General features: G+C 71.7%; 18 protein-coding genes. 12 read left to right on the top strand and 6 right to left on the bottom strand.

The features are described 5' to 3' along the window. Nucleotides 1-8 precede the first annotated feature (8 nt). On the top strand, nucleotides 9-1,067 hold the full coding sequence (locus ACWD2L_RS04715; protein WP_351336125.1) for an aldo/keto reductase: 1,059 nt from the start codon (nucleotides 9-11) through the stop codon (nucleotides 1,065-1,067). Nucleotides 1,068-1,112: 45 nt separating this feature from the next. On the opposite strand, the gene ACWD2L_RS04720 is transcribed toward ACWD2L_RS04715, so the two are convergent. Continuing rightward, the gene (locus ACWD2L_RS04720) at nucleotides 1,113-1,346 is read right to left on the bottom strand and encodes a hypothetical protein (protein WP_351336122.1); all 234 of its coding nucleotides are present in this window, start codon (nucleotides 1,344-1,346) and stop codon (nucleotides 1,113-1,115) included. A gap of 88 nt (nucleotides 1,347-1,434) precedes the next feature. Further along, nucleotides 1,435-2,007 (bottom strand): GNAT family N-acetyltransferase, encoded by a 573-nt coding sequence (locus ACWD2L_RS04725; protein ID WP_351336119.1) that lies wholly within the window; start codon nucleotides 2,005-2,007, stop codon nucleotides 1,435-1,437. A gap of 182 nt (nucleotides 2,008-2,189) precedes the next feature. Between ACWD2L_RS04725 and ACWD2L_RS04730 the strand changes: the two genes are divergently transcribed. Together ACWD2L_RS04730 and ACWD2L_RS04735 are read left to right on the top strand one after the other, a co-directional pair. Then, nucleotides 2,190-2,396, top strand: coding sequence for a hypothetical protein (locus ACWD2L_RS04730; RefSeq protein WP_351336117.1), 207 nt, complete (start codon nucleotides 2,190-2,192; stop codon nucleotides 2,394-2,396). 98 nt (nucleotides 2,397-2,494) lie between these two features. Beyond that, nucleotides 2,495-3,265, top strand: coding sequence for an NAD(P)H-dependent oxidoreductase (locus ACWD2L_RS04735; RefSeq protein ID WP_351336114.1), 771 nt, complete (start codon nucleotides 2,495-2,497; stop codon nucleotides 3,263-3,265). Nucleotides 3,266-3,290: 25 nt separating this feature from the next. Here the strand turns inward: ACWD2L_RS04735 and ACWD2L_RS04740 are convergent, their stop codons facing one another. Beyond that, nucleotides 3,291-3,632 (bottom strand): VOC family protein, encoded by a 342-nt coding sequence (locus ACWD2L_RS04740; protein ID WP_351336111.1) that lies wholly within the window; start codon nucleotides 3,630-3,632, stop codon nucleotides 3,291-3,293. Between the two features lie 75 nt (nucleotides 3,633-3,707). Continuing rightward, on the bottom strand, nucleotides 3,708-4,478 hold the full coding sequence (locus ACWD2L_RS04745; protein WP_351336108.1) for an IclR family transcriptional regulator: 771 nt from the start codon (nucleotides 4,476-4,478) through the stop codon (nucleotides 3,708-3,710). 128 nt (nucleotides 4,479-4,606) lie between these two features. On the opposite strand from ACWD2L_RS04745, the gene hutH reads away from it, so the two are divergent. The 6 genes from hutH (at nucleotide 4,607) to ACWD2L_RS04775 (ending at nucleotide 11,546) form a co-directional block, all read left to right on the top strand. Further along, nucleotides 4,607-6,142, top strand: coding sequence for a histidine ammonia-lyase (hutH, locus tag ACWD2L_RS04750; protein ID WP_351336105.1), 1,536 nt, complete (start codon nucleotides 4,607-4,609; stop codon nucleotides 6,140-6,142). Nucleotides 6,143-6,295: 153 nt separating this feature from the next. Next, complete coding sequence (locus tag ACWD2L_RS04755) at nucleotides 6,296-6,865, top strand: HutD/Ves family protein (protein ID WP_351336103.1); 570 nt, start codon at nucleotides 6,296-6,298, stop codon at nucleotides 6,863-6,865. A gap of 88 nt (nucleotides 6,866-6,953) precedes the next feature. Beyond that, nucleotides 6,954-7,817, top strand: a complete 864-nt coding sequence (locus ACWD2L_RS04760) for an alpha/beta fold hydrolase (protein ID WP_351336207.1) — start codon at nucleotides 6,954-6,956, stop codon at nucleotides 7,815-7,817. A 72-nt stretch (nucleotides 7,818-7,889) separates the two neighbouring features. Further along, a complete protein-coding gene (hutC, locus tag ACWD2L_RS04765; RefSeq protein ID WP_351336101.1) occupies nucleotides 7,890-8,666 on the top strand; it encodes a histidine utilization repressor in 777 nt (258 codons plus the stop codon). A gap of 300 nt (nucleotides 8,667-8,966) precedes the next feature. Further along, nucleotides 8,967-10,403 (top strand): amino acid permease, encoded by a 1,437-nt coding sequence (locus tag ACWD2L_RS04770; protein ID WP_351336098.1) that lies wholly within the window; start codon nucleotides 8,967-8,969, stop codon nucleotides 10,401-10,403. A 192-nt stretch (nucleotides 10,404-10,595) separates the two neighbouring features. Then, complete coding sequence (locus tag ACWD2L_RS04775) at nucleotides 10,596-11,546, top strand: SDR family NAD(P)-dependent oxidoreductase (protein WP_351336203.1); 951 nt, start codon at nucleotides 10,596-10,598, stop codon at nucleotides 11,544-11,546. 131 nt (nucleotides 11,547-11,677) lie between these two features. Here the strand turns inward: ACWD2L_RS04775 and ACWD2L_RS04780 are convergent, their stop codons facing one another. Beyond that, nucleotides 11,678-13,093, bottom strand: coding sequence for an FG-GAP-like repeat-containing protein (locus ACWD2L_RS04780; RefSeq protein ID WP_351336200.1), 1,416 nt, complete (start codon nucleotides 13,091-13,093; stop codon nucleotides 11,678-11,680). Between the two features lie 510 nt (nucleotides 13,094-13,603). Between ACWD2L_RS04780 and ACWD2L_RS04785 the strand changes: the two genes are divergently transcribed. Together ACWD2L_RS04785 and ACWD2L_RS04790 are read left to right on the top strand one after the other, a co-directional pair. After that, complete coding sequence (locus ACWD2L_RS04785) at nucleotides 13,604-14,110, top strand: transglycosylase SLT domain-containing protein (RefSeq protein WP_351336095.1); 507 nt, start codon at nucleotides 13,604-13,606, stop codon at nucleotides 14,108-14,110. Between the two features lie 62 nt (nucleotides 14,111-14,172). Further along, nucleotides 14,173-15,324: an LCP family protein gene (locus ACWD2L_RS04790; RefSeq protein WP_351336092.1), complete on the top strand. Its 1,152-nt coding sequence runs from the start codon at nucleotides 14,173-14,175 to the stop codon at nucleotides 15,322-15,324. Here the strand turns inward: ACWD2L_RS04790 and ACWD2L_RS04795 are convergent. Next, nucleotides 15,295-15,906, bottom strand: a complete 612-nt coding sequence (locus ACWD2L_RS04795) for a TetR/AcrR family transcriptional regulator (RefSeq protein ID WP_351336089.1) — start codon at nucleotides 15,904-15,906, stop codon at nucleotides 15,295-15,297. The genes ACWD2L_RS04790 and ACWD2L_RS04795 overlap by 30 nt on opposite strands. A gap of 136 nt (nucleotides 15,907-16,042) precedes the next feature. Here ACWD2L_RS04795 and ACWD2L_RS04800 point away from each other — a divergent pair, with 136 nt between their 5' ends. Then, a complete protein-coding gene (locus tag ACWD2L_RS04800; RefSeq protein WP_351336086.1) occupies nucleotides 16,043-17,146 on the top strand; it encodes a saccharopine dehydrogenase family protein in 1,104 nt (367 codons plus the stop codon). Nucleotides 17,147-17,155 lie beyond the last annotated feature (9 nt).

Genomic DNA, 17,155 nt, shown 5'->3' on the forward strand with positions numbered 1-17,155 from the left:
AGGATCACATGCGCTACCAGACTTTCGGACGACACAGCGGCCTGCGGGTGTCGGAGTACGTGCTGGGTACGGCCAACTTCGGTTCGGCCCCGGCAGCGGCGGGCCTGGAGGGGGCCGGAGCGATCTTCGAGTCGTTCGTGGCGGCAGGCGGGACCACCTTCGACGTCTCGAACATCTACCAGAACGGCGAGGCCGAGACCGTCCTCGGCGAGCTGCTGGGCCGCGACCGCGACGACTACGTGGTGATCACCAAGTACAGCGGTACCAGAAGCGCCCAGGTTCGCCCCGGCACCACGGGCAACAGCCGCAAGGCCATGATCCGGTCCCTGGAGGAGAGCCTGCGACGGCTGGGGACCGACTACGTCGATGTCTTCATGCCGCACTTCCCCGATGGCGTGACTCCGCTGCCGGCGATCCTGGCCGCCTTCGAGGACCTGGTCCGGGCGGGCAAGATTCGCTACGGCGGACTGTCGAACTTCCCGGCCTGGCGGGTGGCGGGCGCCGCCGTCAGGTCGGAGTTGGGCGGGCGCATGCCGTTGGTCGGCGTCCAGACCGAGTACAGCCTGGCCGAACGTTCGGCGGAGCGGGAGCTCCTTCCGATGGCCGAGGCGCACGGCCTGGGTGTGGTTCTCTATTCACCGCTGGCCGGAGGCCTGTTGACCGGAAAGTACCGTCATGGCGAGCAGGGGCGGCTCAGCGCCCGGGCCGTGTCCGACGGCACGACCGGCGAGGGCAGCGGGCAACGTACCGCCGTGCTCGACGCCGTCCTCGCAGTCGCCGATGAACTGGGTACCGGCCCGGTCCAGGTCGCGCTGGCCTGGCTGCGTGAACGCGCGGCGCGGGCCGGGACCTCGCTGCTCCCCATCGTGGGGCCCCGCACGCCGGCCCATCTGGAGGGCTACCTCGACGCCCTGAACGTCGAACTCGCCCCGCAGCACTACCAGAAGCTGGACGAGGTCAGCGCGATCCGGCTCGGCGCCCCGCACGAGGACGTGGCCGCCGCGCTGGCCCACGGCGCCGACGGGGACCGGAGTCTTCTCGACGGCCCGGTCGTTCCGGTGGTCTGACACACAGGCCGGCCCGGCGGCCGGTTGCCGGGTCACCCGCCCGCCTCACGCCGTCCCGCGCACCACCAAGCGGTGAGCCACCGTCAGATCCTGTGCGGGCACGGCGTTCTCGGGGCTGTATATGCGGTCGGCCAGGCATTGCGGGGCGCCCAGGGAGAGTTCGTCGCTGAAGGCGAACGCCGTGTCCGGAGGCTCGGGGCCGTCGAGGAGTTCGGTCATGGCGTGGGCGCCGTCCGCCCGGTCCAGTGCCTGGTGGAAGGGGCGTTCACTGGAACGCATCGAGCGGGCACTGCACAGCCCGCTGCCGTTCCGGAAGGCGCTGGAGGAGCGCTGAGACGTGCGCGGCGGTCCCCGTGAAGGGCCTGCTTCAGCGCAGGTCGAGCAGCATCACATCATGGAGGTCGACGTCTGTCCCGCCTCCCGGCCTGCCCTGGCCGATCCTGCGGTACCCCCACGAGCGGTAGGCGGTCGGCGCCGCCCCGCTCGCCGGGTGGACGTTCAACAGGACCCGCTCGGCTCCGATGCCGTCGAGCAGCATCGCGTGCAGACGCCGTGCGACACCCCGCCCGCGCCAGGCGTCGCGCACCGCGAGTTCCATGAGCCCGAAGGTGCGCCGCCCGTCCTCGCGGCGCATGTCGGCGGGCACGGGCTGCTCGATGAGCTCGTCCCACCACACCGTGTCGGGCCTGAGCGGGTGCCCGTACGCCATGCCCACCGGCTCGCCGCCCTCGCTCCGGGCCAGGACGGCGCGGAATCCGTGATTGCGGGCCTGGGCGGGGAAGCGGCGGAAGGCGGCGTCGACGTCGTCCGCGGACTCGTCGTACGGGGGGCCGGCGAATGCCTCGGCGTAGATCAGCCTGAACGCGTCCTCGGCCTGCACCGCCGCGGCCCCGTCCATGTGCTCCATCGAGAGGGGGCCGCGTCGCGTCGTGTGTGTCATGCGCCGACCCTCCCATCCACGTCCCTTGCCGATCGTGCGGGTCGTCGCCCCCCCCGCCGACTCGTCCCTCGTAGGAATGCGGACGGTTCACCTGACGGACCCGACTGTGACCATTGGGTGAGGGCGGCATAACGGTTCGGGCAGGTCCGCGCCCGTGCGCGGTGCAGTGTCGTTTCCCCGGTATGAGCGACACCGTGCGCGCCGAGGAACCGGCCGACCTGACCGAACCGAACGGGCCCGATTCACCTCCGCTCGGGCACGAGCCGCCGCCGTACGAGTGTGAGGGTTCCAGACCGCCCTGGTCCCGGGCGGCGACCCTTCGCCTCGTTCTGGTCGGTCTGGCGAGCGGGCTGATCGTCGTGGGGCTCGCGGTGGCCCTGATGGAGTAGGAGCGCCTGGCGCGCCGTGCCCGCGATGGCCAGATTCTTGCGACCCATGTCCGTCTGGCCACTGATGCCGTACGAGGGCCAGGGCGCACGCTCGAGGCATGAACATCCTCTGGGTCTACGCCCACCCCGAACAGCGCTCACTCAACGGCTCCTTGATGACCGACGCGCTCGTCGCTCTCGATGGGCTCGGGCACGCGTACCAGGTGTCCGACCTGTACGCGATGAAGTGGAAAGCGGTCCTCGACGCCGAGGACTTCGGCGGCGGGCCGCCCGGCGACGACCGGCTCTTCATCGGCGCCGAGCAGGAACGCGCGTACACGACGGGCGAGTTGAGCGCCGACATCCGTGCCGAGATCGAGAAACTGGCCTGGGCCGATGTGGTGGTCCTGCACTTCCCGTTGTGGTGGTTCGGGCCTCCGGCGATCCTCAAGGGCTGGTTCGACCGGGTCCTGGTGCAGGGGCTCGGGTTCGGTGTGAAGGCGGCGGACGGGCACACCCGCCGGTACGGCGACGGGGGTCTGGCCGGAAAGCGGGCCCTGGTCGTCACCTCGGTGGGGGCCAGGGTGTCCGGGTTCGGGCCGCGCGGGATCCACGGGCGGCTGGACCAGGTGCTGTTCCCGCTGCTGCACGGCACGTTCTGGTACACGGGGATGGCGCCGCTCGAACCGTTCGTCGCGTACGGCGCGGACCGGCACGACGCGGCGGACTACGCCCGTACGTCCGCCGCGCTGCGGGAGCGGCTGCGCACGCTGCCCGATGAGGAACCGCTGGCGTACCGGTCCGAGGCGGGCGGCGACTACGACGAGGACCTCGTCCTGCGCCCCGACCTCGCGCCGGGCCGCGACGGCCTCGGGGTGCATCGGTGGTGAGGGCGCGCCGCGCACTCCGGGAGCGTCAGGCCGCCCCGCCGCCGAGGCTGATCTCGTTGCCGTCCGCGTCCCGGTAGCTCACCTTGGTCACGCCGCCGTCGTATGTCTCGCGCTTCGTGGCCTCGATGCCGCGCCGCGCGATCGCGTCGACCCGGGTGTCGAGGTCGTCGACGAACGACAGCACCAGGGCGTGCCCGGCCCGCTCGGGGTCCTCCACGATGTAGACGTAGCGGTGCTCGGCCACCTCCCACACCGCCTCGATGTCGTTCGGCAGAAACGACGGCTCCGCGCCGAAGAACCGCTCGTACCAGGGGAGCGCGGCGGCGTAGTCGGTGACAGGGATGCCGGCGAAGAGATCCAGGGGCATGGCGTTCTCCATGGAGAGTCGAGGGGGCGTGCATGCGGGCCCGTCGTCTGTACTGACCGTGGCGGCGCCCCAAAGTCATCGCGGCGGTGTCGCCCCGCCCACCCTTCGCGTCAACTCCCGCGCCGTCTGCGCCACATGCCCCGCGATCCGCTGCTGCTCCGCCTCGTCGGCCGTCTCCTCGGGGAACGTCACCGCGATCCCGGCGATCGGATGGGCGTGGTGGTCGAGGACGGGGGCGGCGACCGAGGACAGGCCCGGGGTGACCTCACCCTCCTCCGTCGCGTAGCCGCGGCGGCGTGCCTGGGTGAGCAGGGTGCGCAGCGCGGTGAGCGTCGCCGGGCCCGCCCCGTGCCGCTGCACGAACGCCGAGCGGTCGGGGAACAACGCCCGTACCTGCGCGGGCGGAAGGAGCGCGAGGACCGCGCGTCCGCTCGCCGTCAGGTGGGCGGGCAGCCGGACGCCCACCTCACTGATCAACGGCGGACGGCCCGGGGCGCGCTCCTCGATGACGTAGATGACCTCGCGGCCGTGCAGCACGGCGAGGTTCGCGTTGTGTCCCGTGCGGTCGACGAGCGCGGCGAGCGGAGCGCGGGCCAGGCGCTGGAACGGGGCCTGGCGCTCGTAGCCGGAGGCGAGTTCGAAGGCGCTGACCCCGAGCCCGTAGCGCCGCTCCTCCGGCAGATGGACCACGAAGCCGTCCGCCGCCAGGGTGTCGAGCAGGTGGTACGTCGTCGAGCGCGGCAGCCCGACGTCCCGGCTGATGGCGGCCGCGGGCACGGGGGCCGCCTGGCGTGCCAGATAGCGCAGGACGGCCAGGACCTGCGCGGCGGCCGGGACGATGCTCATGGGGCGAGCGTAGACCAGGGATGTCGCAAACCATCTGTCTGGGATCCCAGAGGAAGCGTCTTGGATCCCAGACACAAGACCTGTCGCACGACTCGCGAACCCTTGCCCAACTGCGGCTTCATAGGGGCATGAACGTTGTTGTTGGTGTCGGTGCCCTCGCGGCCGACGAAGTTGTTTCCGTTGCCCGTCACGGCGCCCAGGTGTCCCTCGCCCCCGAGGCCCTCCAGGAGATCGCCCGCAGTCGCGAGGTCATCAAGGCCCTCGCCGACGACGTCAAGCCCCACTACGGCGTCTCCACGGGCTTCGGCGCCCTGGCCACCCGGCACATCCCCACCGAGCTGCGCGCCCAGCTCCAGCGCAGCCTCGTCCGCTCCCACGCCGCGGGTTCGGGTCCCGAGGTCGAGCGCGAGGTCGTGCGCGCCCTCATGCTGCTGCGTCTGTCCACCCTCGCCACCGGCCGCACCGGCGTGCGCACCGAGACCGCCGAGGCCTACGCCGCGCTCCTGAACGCGGGCATCACCCCGGTCGTCCACGAGTACGGCTCGCTCGGCTGCTCCGGCGACCTGGCCCCGCTCGCGCACTGCGCGCTCGCCGTCATGGGCGAGGGCGTCGTGCGCACCGCCGACGGTGAGAAGAAGCCCGCCGGCGAGGCGCTCGCCGCCGCCGGCATCACGCCGGTCGTCCTGGAGGAGAAGGAGGGCCTCGCCCTCATCAACGGCACCGACGGCATGCTCGGCATGCTCGTCCTCGCCGCCCACGACCTGCGCCGCCTGCTGAGCACCGCCGACATCTCCGCCGCCATGAGCGTCGAGGGCCAGCTCGGCACCGACGCCGTGTTCGCCGCCGACCTGCAGGCCATGCGCCCGCATCCCGGTCAGGGCGACAGCGCGGGCAACCTGCGCTCCCTGCTCGCCGACTCGGGGATCATCGCCAGCCACGCGGGCCCCGACTGCACCTACGTGCAGGACGCTTACTCGCTGCGCTGCACCCCGCAGGTCCACGGCTCCGCCCGCGACACCCTCGGACACGCCGAACTGGTCGCCTCCCGCGAGCTCGCCAGCGCCGTCGACAACCCGGTCGTCACCCTCGACGGCCGCGTCGAGTCCAACGGCAACTTCCACGGCGCCCCGGTCGCCGCCGTGCTCGACTTCCTCGCGATCACCGTCGCCGACGTCGCCTCGATCTGCGAGCGCCGCACCGACCGCTTCCTCGACCCGGCCCGCAACCGCGGTCTGAACGCCTTCCTGGCCGACGACCCGGGCGTCGACTCCGGCCACATGATCGCCCAGTACACGCAGGCCGCGATCGTCTCCGAGCTCAAGCGGCTCGCCACCCCGGCCTCCGTCGACTCGATCCCCTCCAGCGCCATGCAGGAGGACCACGTCTCCATGGGCTGGTCGGCCGCCCGCAAGCTGCGCCGCGCCATCGACGGCCTCGGCCGCGTCCTCGCCGTCGAGCTCTACACCGCCGCCCGCGCCCTGGACCTGCGCGCGCCGCTGACCCCCGCCCCGGCCACGGCCGCGGTGCGCGACGGGCTGCGCGAGACCGTCGAGGGCCCCGGCACCGACCGCTGGCTTGCGCCGGAGATCGAGGAGGCCGTCCAGTACGTCGCCTCCGGCCGCGCCCTGGCCGCCGCCGAGTCGGTCACCGGCTCCCTGGTCTGACCTGGCCGCTCCACATCACACCTCCGGGGTCCTGCGGGGCCCCGGAGGTTCGGCACTTCCACCCAACGCCTTCGCGTACGGTCGTCCGCATCACGGCACACGGCCGGGCGCCGGTATCCGGGCGCCGGCCGGAAGAAAGGACAACTCACCTTCATGGCACCCCAGATCCTGCGCGCCCACGAGCGAACCCCCGCACCGTGGAAGAACGGCGGCGGAGTCACCACCGAGGTTCTGGCGCACCCCGAGGGCTCCGGCACGGACGACTTCGCGTGGCGGATCAGCCTCGCCGACGTCGCCGGCAGCGGGCCCTTCTCGGCGTTCGAGGGCGTCGACCGGATCATCACCGTCGTAGAGGGCCCTGGCATGGCCCTCACCGTCGACGGCACGGAGCACGTCGTGGACACCCGCTTCGCGCCGTTCGCCTTCTCCGGCGACGCCACCACCGACTGCCGGCTCCTCGGCGGCCCCCTGGTCGACTTCAACGTCATGCTCCGCCGTACCCAGGCGAAGGGCGACGTCCGCATCGAGCACGGCCCGACGCGCCTCGAACCGGCCCCCGGCACCCGCGTCCTGGCGCTCGTCCTCGACGGCACCGCGACCCTGCACCGGGACTCCGTCCACCTCGACCGCCTGGACGCGGTCCTGCTCCAGGACGACGAGGACCCGGCCGACATCGCCGTCGACGGGGTGCTGGCGGTCGTGTCCCTCACCGCGGTCGACTGAGGTCGACTGAGGTCGATTGAGGTCAATTGAGGTCAATAACCTTTGGCGGAGCGTCAGTTGGATCGGTAGGTTCTCCGCGGTGACCTCGATGGAGACGCAGGGCCTCGCGCCGATGACCGACACGGCCCGGCTGAGCTGGACAGCGCTGGGGGACGACCGGGCCCGCAAACCGCCCGTCGTCCTGCTGCACGGCGGCCCGGGACTGCCGGACTACCTGGGCGAGGTCGCCGCCATGATCGGCGACCTCGCACCCGTGTACCGCTACGACCAGCGCGGCACGGGCCGCTCCCCGTGGCGCGGGCGGCACACCCTCGCCCGGCACGTCGACGACCTCGCCGAGCTGCTCGACACGTGGCACGCGCCGCAGGCCGTGCTGATCGGGCACTCCTACGGCACCGACCTGGCGAGCCGCTTCTGCCTGGCACACCCCGGCCGGGTGGCCGCGACGCTGCTGATGTGCGGGCCGTTCGTGGGTGACTGGCGCACCGGGTACCGGGCGGAGCGGGGCCGCCGCATGTCCGCGGCACAGCAGGCGCGGCGCGAAGCGCTGGAAGAGCTGCCGGACCGCACGGAGGAGCAGGAGGTCGAGCTGCTCACCCTGTCCTGGTTCACCGACCACGCCGAGCCCGAACGCGGGCACCGCTGGGCCGCTCAGGACGCCCGTCGGCGGCGCCCCGTCAACTGGGCCATGAACGCCGAACTCGGCAGTGACGGACGCGCGGACCCGCTCGATGAGCGTCTGGACGAGCTGCGCGCGTGCCTGCCCGCGCGCACCGAACTCCTCGGTGGCGCCGATGATCCCCGTCCCGTAGCGGCTCTCGCATCGCTCGGGCGCCGGCTCGATGTTCCGCTGACACGCATCGAGGGGGCCGGGCACGAACCCTGGCTGGAGCGGCCCCGGGCCGTGCGCGCACACCTTCGCCGATTCGTGCGGGACGCGGTGCCGGGCTAGCGCGGCACCGCGGCTCCGTGCTGCCCCCATAGGATTCGCTGTAGTCAGCAGAAGCCGGTAGCGGGGGAGTGGATGGCGAGGACAGTGGGCGATGTGACGGTGGACCAGGCCGAGCTGGCCCGCTGGTACGAGCGGGGCGCGAGCGGCGCCATGCCCGCGTACCAGCGCGTCAAGGAGCTCGTCGAGCGGCAGATCAGGGACGGCCACTGGCAGGAGGACGACGCCCTGCCCTCGGAGAGCCAGTTCGTCGAGGCGCTCGGCCTGTCGCGGATGACGGTCAACCGCGCACTGCGCGAGCTCGCCGCCGACGGACTCATCCGCCGGGTCATGGGCGTCGGCAGCTTCGTTGCCGAACGCAAAGCCAGCTCCGCGCTCCTGGAGGTCCACAACATCGCCGACGAGGTGCACCACCGCGGCCACCGCTACTCGGCCCGCGTGCTGTCCCTGGGCGAGGAGGAGGCCGACGAGCGGACCGGCGCTCACCTCGGCCTCGGCAAGGGCCGGCCGGTCTTCCGCTCACAGGTCGTGCACTACGAGGACGGGGTGCCGCTCCAGTTGGAGGACCGGTACGTCAACCCGGCCTTCGCGCCCGGCTACCTGGAGCAGGACTTCACGCTGCAGACGCCGTCCACGTTCCTGTCGAAGGTCGCGCCGCTCGGCCGCGGCGAGCACATCGTGGAAGCGGTCCTGGCCTCGCCGGAGGAGTGCGCGATCCTCGACGTCGGCCCGGCCGAGCCGTGTCTGCTGATCCAGCGCCGCACCTGGTCGCGGGACGCCCTCGTGAGCATCGCGCGGCTGCTCCATCCAGGCACCCGCTACCGCCTCGAAGGGGCGTTCGCCACGCACTGACCCTGCCGTGGTAGGCCCGCGAGCGCGAAAGGCGCAGGTCACCGGCTAGAGTGTCCGCTTGCACCAGGCCAGGTCGGCCGACGGGGTACAGCAGGATGTCCAGAGCGCGTCCCACTGTCGGGGACGCGCTCGACGTGGTTCCGGGGGTCGTTCGGGACTGCTCGTGTGTTCACTCATCGGACCACCTCTTGACGGACCTGTATATACAGGAATATACAGGCTGCCGTTCGTCATTGGGAGCCAGGACGACAGGTCATCCGGAACGTCCGTCGGCCCCGCCCCGAAGAGGGAGACACTCGTTTGCGTACCGAAAAGGCCGGCCTGAGCCGTGGGCTCAACTCGCGGCACATCCGCTTCATCGCGCTCGGCTCCGCCATCGGCACGGGGCTGTTCTACGGCTCCTCCGAGTCCATCCAGGCGGGCGGCCCGGCCGTCCTGCTCGCCTATCTGATCGGCGGCGCCGCCGTCTTCCTCGTCCTGAGATCCCTGGGTGAGATGGCCGTGGCCTCGCCCACGGCCGGCTCCTTCGGCGAGTACGCGAACCGGTACCTCGGGCCACTGGCCGGCTTTGTCACCGGCTGGACGTACGCCTTCGAGATGGTCATCGTGGCCGTCGCCGACGTCACCGCCATCGGCGTCTACATGGGCTTCTGGTTCCCGGACGTGCCCCGCTGGATCTGGGTGCTTGCCGCCGTCGTCATCGTCGGCGCGCTCAACCTCGTCAGCGTCAAGGTCTTCGGTGAGCTGGAGTTCTGGCTCTCCCTCGTGAAGATCGTCGCCATCGTCGCGATGATCCTCGTCGGCATCGCGGTCATCGCGTTCGGTCTCGGCAGCGGCCACGTCCACGTCGGCTTCGACAACCTCTGGAGCCACGGCGGCTTCTTCGCGGGTGGCATCGACGGCTTCGTGATCTCCTTCGCCATCGTCATGTTCGCCTTCGGCGGCACCGAGATCATCGGCGTCACGGCCGGCGAGGCGCAGTCCCCGGAGAAGACGATCCCGGGCGCGGTCAACTCGATCCCGCTGCGCATCATCCTGTTCTACGTCCTGACCCTCGCCGTGATCATGTCGATCACCCCCTGGCAGCAGATCGACGACTCGGGCAGCCCCTTCGTGCAGATCTTCGCCGGGGTCGGTCTCAAGTCCGCGGCCGCCGTCCTCAACGTGGTCGTCCTGACCGCCGCGCTGTCCGCCATCAACAGCGACATCTTCGCCGCGGGCCGCACGATGTACGGACTCGCCGAGCGCGGCCACGGCCCCGCCGCGATGCGCCGCACGACGGCCAACGGTGTGCCCTGGGTGACCACCCTCGTCATGATCGGCGCCCTGCTCTTCGGCGTCGTGATGAACGCCGTCGTGCCCGGCGAGATCTTCCTGATCATCTCCTCGATCGCGACGTTCGCCACGGTCTTCGTCTGGGTGATGATCATGCTCACCCACATGAAGGCCCGCAGCTCGATGTCGGCCGAGGAGTCCGCGGCCCTGAAGTTCCCGGCGCCGTTCTGGCCCTACGCCCAGATCGTCACGCTCGTGTTCATGGCCGCCGTGCTGGTCCTGCTCGGCGTCCACGAGAGCACGCGCGTGGCGCTCGAGGTCGGTGCGGTCTGGCTGGCGCTGCTCACGGTGGTCTACGTCCTCGCCGTCCGCCGCCGGACCGGTACGGGCCCGCAGTCCGTACCGGCCGAGGCGGAGGCCGGTGCGGACTCGGAGGATCGTCGGGCCGAGGTCGCGGGCTGAGCGCCTACGTATCGGCAACTCCGCGGGCCCCGACCGCGACGTCGACCGAGCACCTACCGTGCGGTTGACGTCGAAGTCCGGGCCCGCGGACTGTCGGAGACCTGTCGGCGATATGTCGGTAGCGCCTGTCAGTCTGGACGCATGGGTGCTTCCCCAGAGCACACCGCCCCGGACCGCAAGGAGCCCGACACCGTGTCATCCGCATCCCAGCACCGACCGTGGGACGTCCACCGACTGCCGTCCGCCGATGGCCGCACCTTCCTGGTCACCGGGGGAAACGCCGGGATCGGCTACTTCACCGCCGAGCAGCTCGCCGCCACCGGCGCCCACGTCGTCCTCGGCAGCCGTGACCGGGCCAAGGCCGACGCCGCCATGGCCTCGATCCGCTCGTGCGTCCCCGACGCACACACGAGTCACCTCGCACTGGACCTCGCCGACCTGACATCCCTCAAGTCCGCCGTGGACAGGCTGGACCTCGACCGCCTCGACGCGGTGGTCCACAACGCGGGCGTCGCGCTCGACGACCCGCCCCGCAGGGAAACCGCCGACGGCCACGAGCTCATGTTCGCCACCAACCACCTCGGCCACTTCGCACTGACCCAGTGGCTGGCCCCGCTCCTCTCGGCGGCGCCCGCGGGCCGCGTCGTGACGGTGGGCAGCTTCGCGGCGCGCTCCGAGCGACTGGACCTCGACGATCTGCAATCGACCCGGGACTACCGGCCCAAGCGCACCTACGGCCGCTCGAAACTCGCCCAGATGTCTTTCGGCTTCGAACTCGACCGCCGCCTGCGAGCCACCAACAGCACCGTCCTCAGCGTGGTGGCCCACCCCGGCGGCGCCCTGGACTCCCTCACCCCGTCCCGACCGCCGGTATCCGTGACGACACCCGGCGAGCGGCTGCGCGCCCTGCCCGCCGCACTCCTGGTGCAGGGCAAGGAGGCCGGAGCCCGGCCCGTCGTGCGCGCGGTCCTCGATCCGGAGGTGGAGGGAGGGCAGCTGTGGGGGCCGCGGGTCTTCGGACTGCGCGGCACACCGCGGCGTGAGCCCGTCCCGGCGCACATGACCGACCGGGACGTGGCCGCCCGCCTGTGGGTCGCCTGTGGCGAGCTGACCGGCACGGATCCGGACCTCGGCTTTCGGTAGGCGCGGGGCGGGAGCTGGCGACCGGCCGCCGCCCACACCGAGGCACCCACGCCGAGGCACCCACGCCGAGGCACACACCGTGAGGCCTCGGCGGGCGAGGTGAGGATCCTCCGGACCGATCCGTGGTGGCGTCAGCGTCGCGTCGTCGCGCCCAGGGACGAGCCGAAGCGGGCCTTGGCCGCCGGGTGGTCCAGGTCCTCGGGGGTGAAGAGGATCGAGCCCTTTCCGGTCGGGCCGTCCGCCGAGCCGGGGATGACGCTGACCGCGCCGGTGCCGAGGTACTTGCCGGGTGCGCCGACGGTGAGGTCGGCCGTGCCGTCCGCGTCGTAGTCACCGGCGGCCACCGCGGAGCCAAAGAGGTCGTTGCCCTCGCTGGAGCCGGTCACACCGGGCGTGGCCAGGGTGATGGTGTGTGCGCCCCGCGCGTCGAGGCCGGAGTCGGCGCCGGGCACGACCGTGACCGCCCCCGCGTTGTTGAAGCCGTCCGGGTCGGTCGCGGTGGTGTCGGCGGTGACGAGGTCGGCGTGGCCGTCGCCGTCGAGGTCGGCGAGGACACCGGCGTCGCCGGGCTGCGCCTGACCTCCGTACGCGACGCCCTTGCCCATCCCCGAAGCGGTGCCCGGGAACATGCGCAGCAGGAAGTCGTCCGGGCCGTCCGAGAAGCCGGTGTCCACGACGATGTCGTCCTTGCCGTCGCCGGTGACATCACCGGCGACGATGCTGTACCCGGCGAACGGCAGGCCCGTCTTGCCCAGCGTCGTGCCGGTGAGGCCGCCGGCCGACCCGGCAAGGACACCGAGGGTGCCCTCGTCGGCCGCGTCGTCCATGTAGGCGACGGTGGCGAGGTCGGTGTAGCCGTCGCCGTTGACGTCGGCCGCCGCGATCTGGCCGGTACCGGCGCCGCCGCCGGGCGGGGTGAGGGCCTTCATGGCAGGCGTCGGGGTGTCGCGGAGCTTGGCTGCGCCCTTCACCACCTGCACCTTCGTCCCGGCCGCGACCGCGATGTCGGCGCGGCCGTCGTGGTCGAAGTCGCCGACGGCCAGCTGGTCGCCGAAGGCCTGACGGGCCGTCGGGGTCGGGGCGTGGAAGGCGATCGCGTCCGCGCTGAGCCCGCCCTTCGCGCCGAAGACGACGGTGACCGAACCGGCGCCCTTGACGGAGCCGATCGCCTCCCCGCCCGCTCCGATGACCAGGTCCGCGTACCCGTCGCCGTCCACGTCCCCGACGGCCGTCGCCGAACCGAACCGGTCGCCCGCCTCCGGGGTGCCGGGGATGCCCGCGGTGCGCTGGGTGATGCCCTTGTGGCGAGTGGTGCGCACGCCCTGAGCGGTGCCGTACGCCACCGAGACGTAGCCGGCCTTCGCGAACCCGGCGATCGTCCCCTCCGGCGCGCCCACCGCGAGGTCGCCGAAGCCGTCGCCGTCGAAGTCACCCGCGCGGGGCGCCGCGGCCCGGGGTTCGGACTGCGCCGGTCCCGCGACCAGCAGCGTCCCTCCCGTCACCGCCAGCGCCGTCGCGCACGCCGCGAGCAACCGTTGCCGTCTCATGCTGTTCACACACACTCCCGTTGTCCTGTCGCCGTGGTGCCGGTGCGCCGGGATTCCCTGCGGAATGCGGCGCAGCGTCATCACAGCAGACCGCTGAGGGAGGTGACTGGTTGTACACGCCGAGGTGGAAGTGGTGTGAACGCCGGGAGTCGCCGGCCGCCACCGAAGCTGGTGGCAAACAGGCCCGGCGGGCCGCTCCGGCTGTGAGCCCACCCATATGAGCCACGGCACATGCTAAGCGCGGTAGTAATCCCGGCCGGCGTGCGAGGCCGCCACCCGGGGCCTGTCCGAAGTGTCCGATCCGCCGGTTCTGCGTACCCGGGTAGTACGTCACACCTTTGCGTCCCGGAGCCGCTCGCCGCTACCCCTGAGTGAGTCCCCAGCAGCCGGGGCCGGCCGGAGTGTCCGGCAAGCACTGGAACCGGCTCATCGCGCACGACGCACTTCGTGTCGCCCCCGTAGAACCGTTGGAGTTCCCCTCTCATGCTCATGCCCTTTGCCTTTGCCCCGATGCCTGCCCGCGCCGCCAGCCACACCGACCGCGTCCGCAGGATGTCCGTCGCCGGGGTCGCCACGGCGGCTGCCGCCGCCGCGGCACTCACCCTGGTCCCGTCGTCTCCGGCGCAGGCGGCCGAGCACACCGCGCCCGCCAAGCCCGCCACCACGACCAAGACCGCGGCGCCCGCCAAGACGTACTCCAACAACCTCGACGGCTGGATCCGTGAGTCCCTCGACATCATGAAGTCCAAGGGCATCCCGGGTTCGTACGAGGGCCTGCACCGCAACATCATGCGCGAGTCCTCCGGCAACCCGAACGCCGAGAACGGCTGGGACGTCAACGCCCAGAACGGCATCCCGTCCAAGGGCCTGCTCCAGGTTATCCAGCCCACCTTCGACCGGTACCACGTCGGCGGCACGGCCAACGACCTGACGGACCCGGTCGCCAACATCACCGCGGCCGCCAACTACGCCGCCGACCGCTACGGCTCCATCGACAACGTCGACTCCGCTTACTGAGCCACTGGTCAGCGAGCACCGAGCAGCACCTAGCACGTAGCACCATCAGTGAGGAATTCCCCATGCCGCACGAGAGCGGGAACGAGCACCAGGCGCACCCGGCGGACGAACCCGCGGCGCCCGCAGTGCCCGCCTACGGCCCCGCCCGACTGCGCCGCTCCCGGCACCGCAAGCGCAAGCGCGCGCTGCGCTGGATCGCGGGTGGCGCCCTGGGTCTGACCCTGGTCGGTGGCGGCGGCGTGGCCTACGCCTGGCAGCACCTCAACGGCAACATCAAGGGCACGGACGTGGACGCCGCCCTCGGCTCCAACCGCCCGGACGAACAGCGCGACGGCGGCGCGATGAACATCCTCCTGCTCGGCTCCGACTCCCGGGCGGGAACCCACGGCGAGTACGGCAGCGGCGTCATGGGCGCCCGCGCGGACACGGCGATGGTCCTGCACGTCGACAAGACCCACAAGAAGGCATCGGTCGTCAGCATCCCGCGCGACACCGAGGTCGACCGCCACACCTGCAAGACCTCGCACGGCGACGTCCAAGCGGCCCACAAGGCCGTGTTCAACTCCTCGTACGCGCTGGGCGGGCCCGCCTGCACCGTGAAGACGGTCGAGAAGATGTCGGGCGTCCGCATGGACCACTACCTCGAAGTCGACTTCAAGGGCTTCCAAAAACTGATCGACGAACTCGGCGGCGTGGACATCACCACCCGCAACGCCATCCACGACAGCAACAGCGGCCTCTCCCTGGACTCCGGAAAGCACCGCCTGAAGGGCAAGGACGCGCTCGCGCTCGTCCGCACCCGGCACGGCGTGGGCGACGGCAGCGACCTGGGCCGCATCCAGCTCCAACAGGCGTTCATCAAGGCCCTGATCCACCGGGCCGACACGGTCGACCCGCTCGGCAGCCCGAGCAAGTCCTACGCCCTCGCGGACACGGCGACGAAGACCATCAGCGCGGACTCCGAACTGGCCTCCGCCGACAAACTCCTCGGCCTCGCCAAGGAGTTGAAGGGCATCAGCCCCGACCGCACCCACATGGCCACACTTCCGGTCACCTACGACACGCAGGACGCGGGCCGCGTCCTGCCCCTCGAAAAGGCCTCACACCAGGTCTGGAAGTCCCTCCGCCACGACCAGCCGATCCCGAAGACGGCGACGGACGGTTCGGTGGCTGACCGGACGGACTCACCGGTGGTGTCGGGGGCGGGGGTCTGACGTCGGACGCGCTTCGGCCTCTGCGGTGATCGAGTCTCGGAGTGACGTGCTCACCGCGTGGAGGCAGGTGACGAAGTCTTCTTCGCCGCGTGCGTCGACCCAGCGTACGAAGGCGTTCTCGAAGGTCACCGTCGCGATCTGGGCCACCAGTCGTGCGGTCCCGTCGTCCGTGCCGCGGTGGGCGAGTGCGACACGGACCGCGGCGGAAATCTCGGCGAGCTTGGTGCGGTCGCGCTCCTGGAGTTCGGGGCTCGCGTCGATGACCGCACGGCGTTCGGCCGCGTTCTCGATGCGTTCGACGAGGAGCGAGCCGACCGCGGTGAGCGCCTCAAAGGCCGCCGCGAGCGGGGGAGTTGACGCATCGACGGCACGTACGGCCTCACCCACCGCGGGCGGCAGTTCCTCCGAACCCGCGAAGAGCACCTCGCGTTTGTCCGGGAAGTAGCGAAAGTACGAGCGTCGGGTGATCCCGGCCCGCTCGGCGATGTGCGTCACGGTCACGCCGTCGTATCCGCGCTCCGTGAAGAGCTCGAGCGCTGCCTTCGTCAGGCGCTCCTGCGTGCCGGGATCCCATCTGGCCATGGTCGGAGCATAGCAATCGATGTCTCACTGTGTCGTCGGTGCTAGAGTCGGTGATGACACAGTGAGACATCGGTCGGTCCGGGCGTGCCACTTCCCGAGCGCGCCGGCCGGCCCCGCCGTGAAGAGGAGTTCTCCCATGGCCGACACCACGATCCACGCGAGCCACGAAGGCCCCGGTGAGGTCTGGATCCTGGGGGCCACCGGCCGAATCGGACGCGACGTCACCGCGCGTCTCGTCGCGCAAGGGATCGACCCGGTGCTGGTCGGGCGTGACGGCGACCGGCTGCGCGAGGCCGCCGCCGACCACGACGCGAGGACGGTCGTCGCCGACGGTGCCGACAGCATCGCCGCCGAGATCACCCGGCGGCGGCCCTCCGTCGTCGTCAACACCATCGGCGACTACGCCGACACGGCGACCACGGTGGCTCGTGCCTGCCTGCCCGGTGGGCACTATCTGGACCTCGCGGCGGACCTGACCTCGCTGCCCCGGCTGTTCGGCCTGCACCAGGACGCCGTGGAAGCCGGCAGCACGCTGATCACGGGCGCCGGGTTCGGCGTCCTGGCGACCGAGGCCGTCGTGGTGAAACTGTGCGAGGGACGTCCCACCCCGGATCGCGTACGGGTCGACGCGCTGGGCTCCGTGGCCCTCGACGGAGGTGTCGTCGGCGCCGCCTTCGCGGCCTCGATCGTCGACGCCCTGACGACCGGCGGGCGGGCGTACAGCCGTGGCCGCATGGTCGGGACGAGGCTGGGCGCGGCGCCACAGGTGCTTGTGCCACCCGACGGGGAGTCCGTCAAGTCCGCGGGTGCCCCCTCGGGAGAGCTGCTGGCCGCGTACCGATCCAGTGGGGCGCCCGACGTCACCGTCACCACGGCCCTGGCCCCGACGTCACCCGTCGCGCGGGCCGTGCTGCCCCTGGCTGGAAGGCTGCTGTCCATCCCGGCCGTGCGGCGCTTCGCGGTCCAACGCATGGCAGGCATGAGGATCAAGGCGGCGCCCCGTCCCCGGCGGCACTCCTGGGGGCACGCGGTCGTCGACTGGTCCGACGGCACCCGCCGCGAAGGCTGGCTGCGCGCCGACGATGCCATGGACTACACGGCCGCAGTCGCCGCCGAAGCGGCCGCGCGGCTCGCCCGCGGCGAAGGCGTGCCCGGCGCCCACACCCCGGCGGCCGCCCTCGGCCCCGACCTTGCGGCCGCCGCCGGAGGGAACTTCTTCCTCGGCCGGGACGAGGCGTGAGGACCGCGG

Source organism: Streptomyces sp. NPDC002754 (assembly GCF_053592315.1).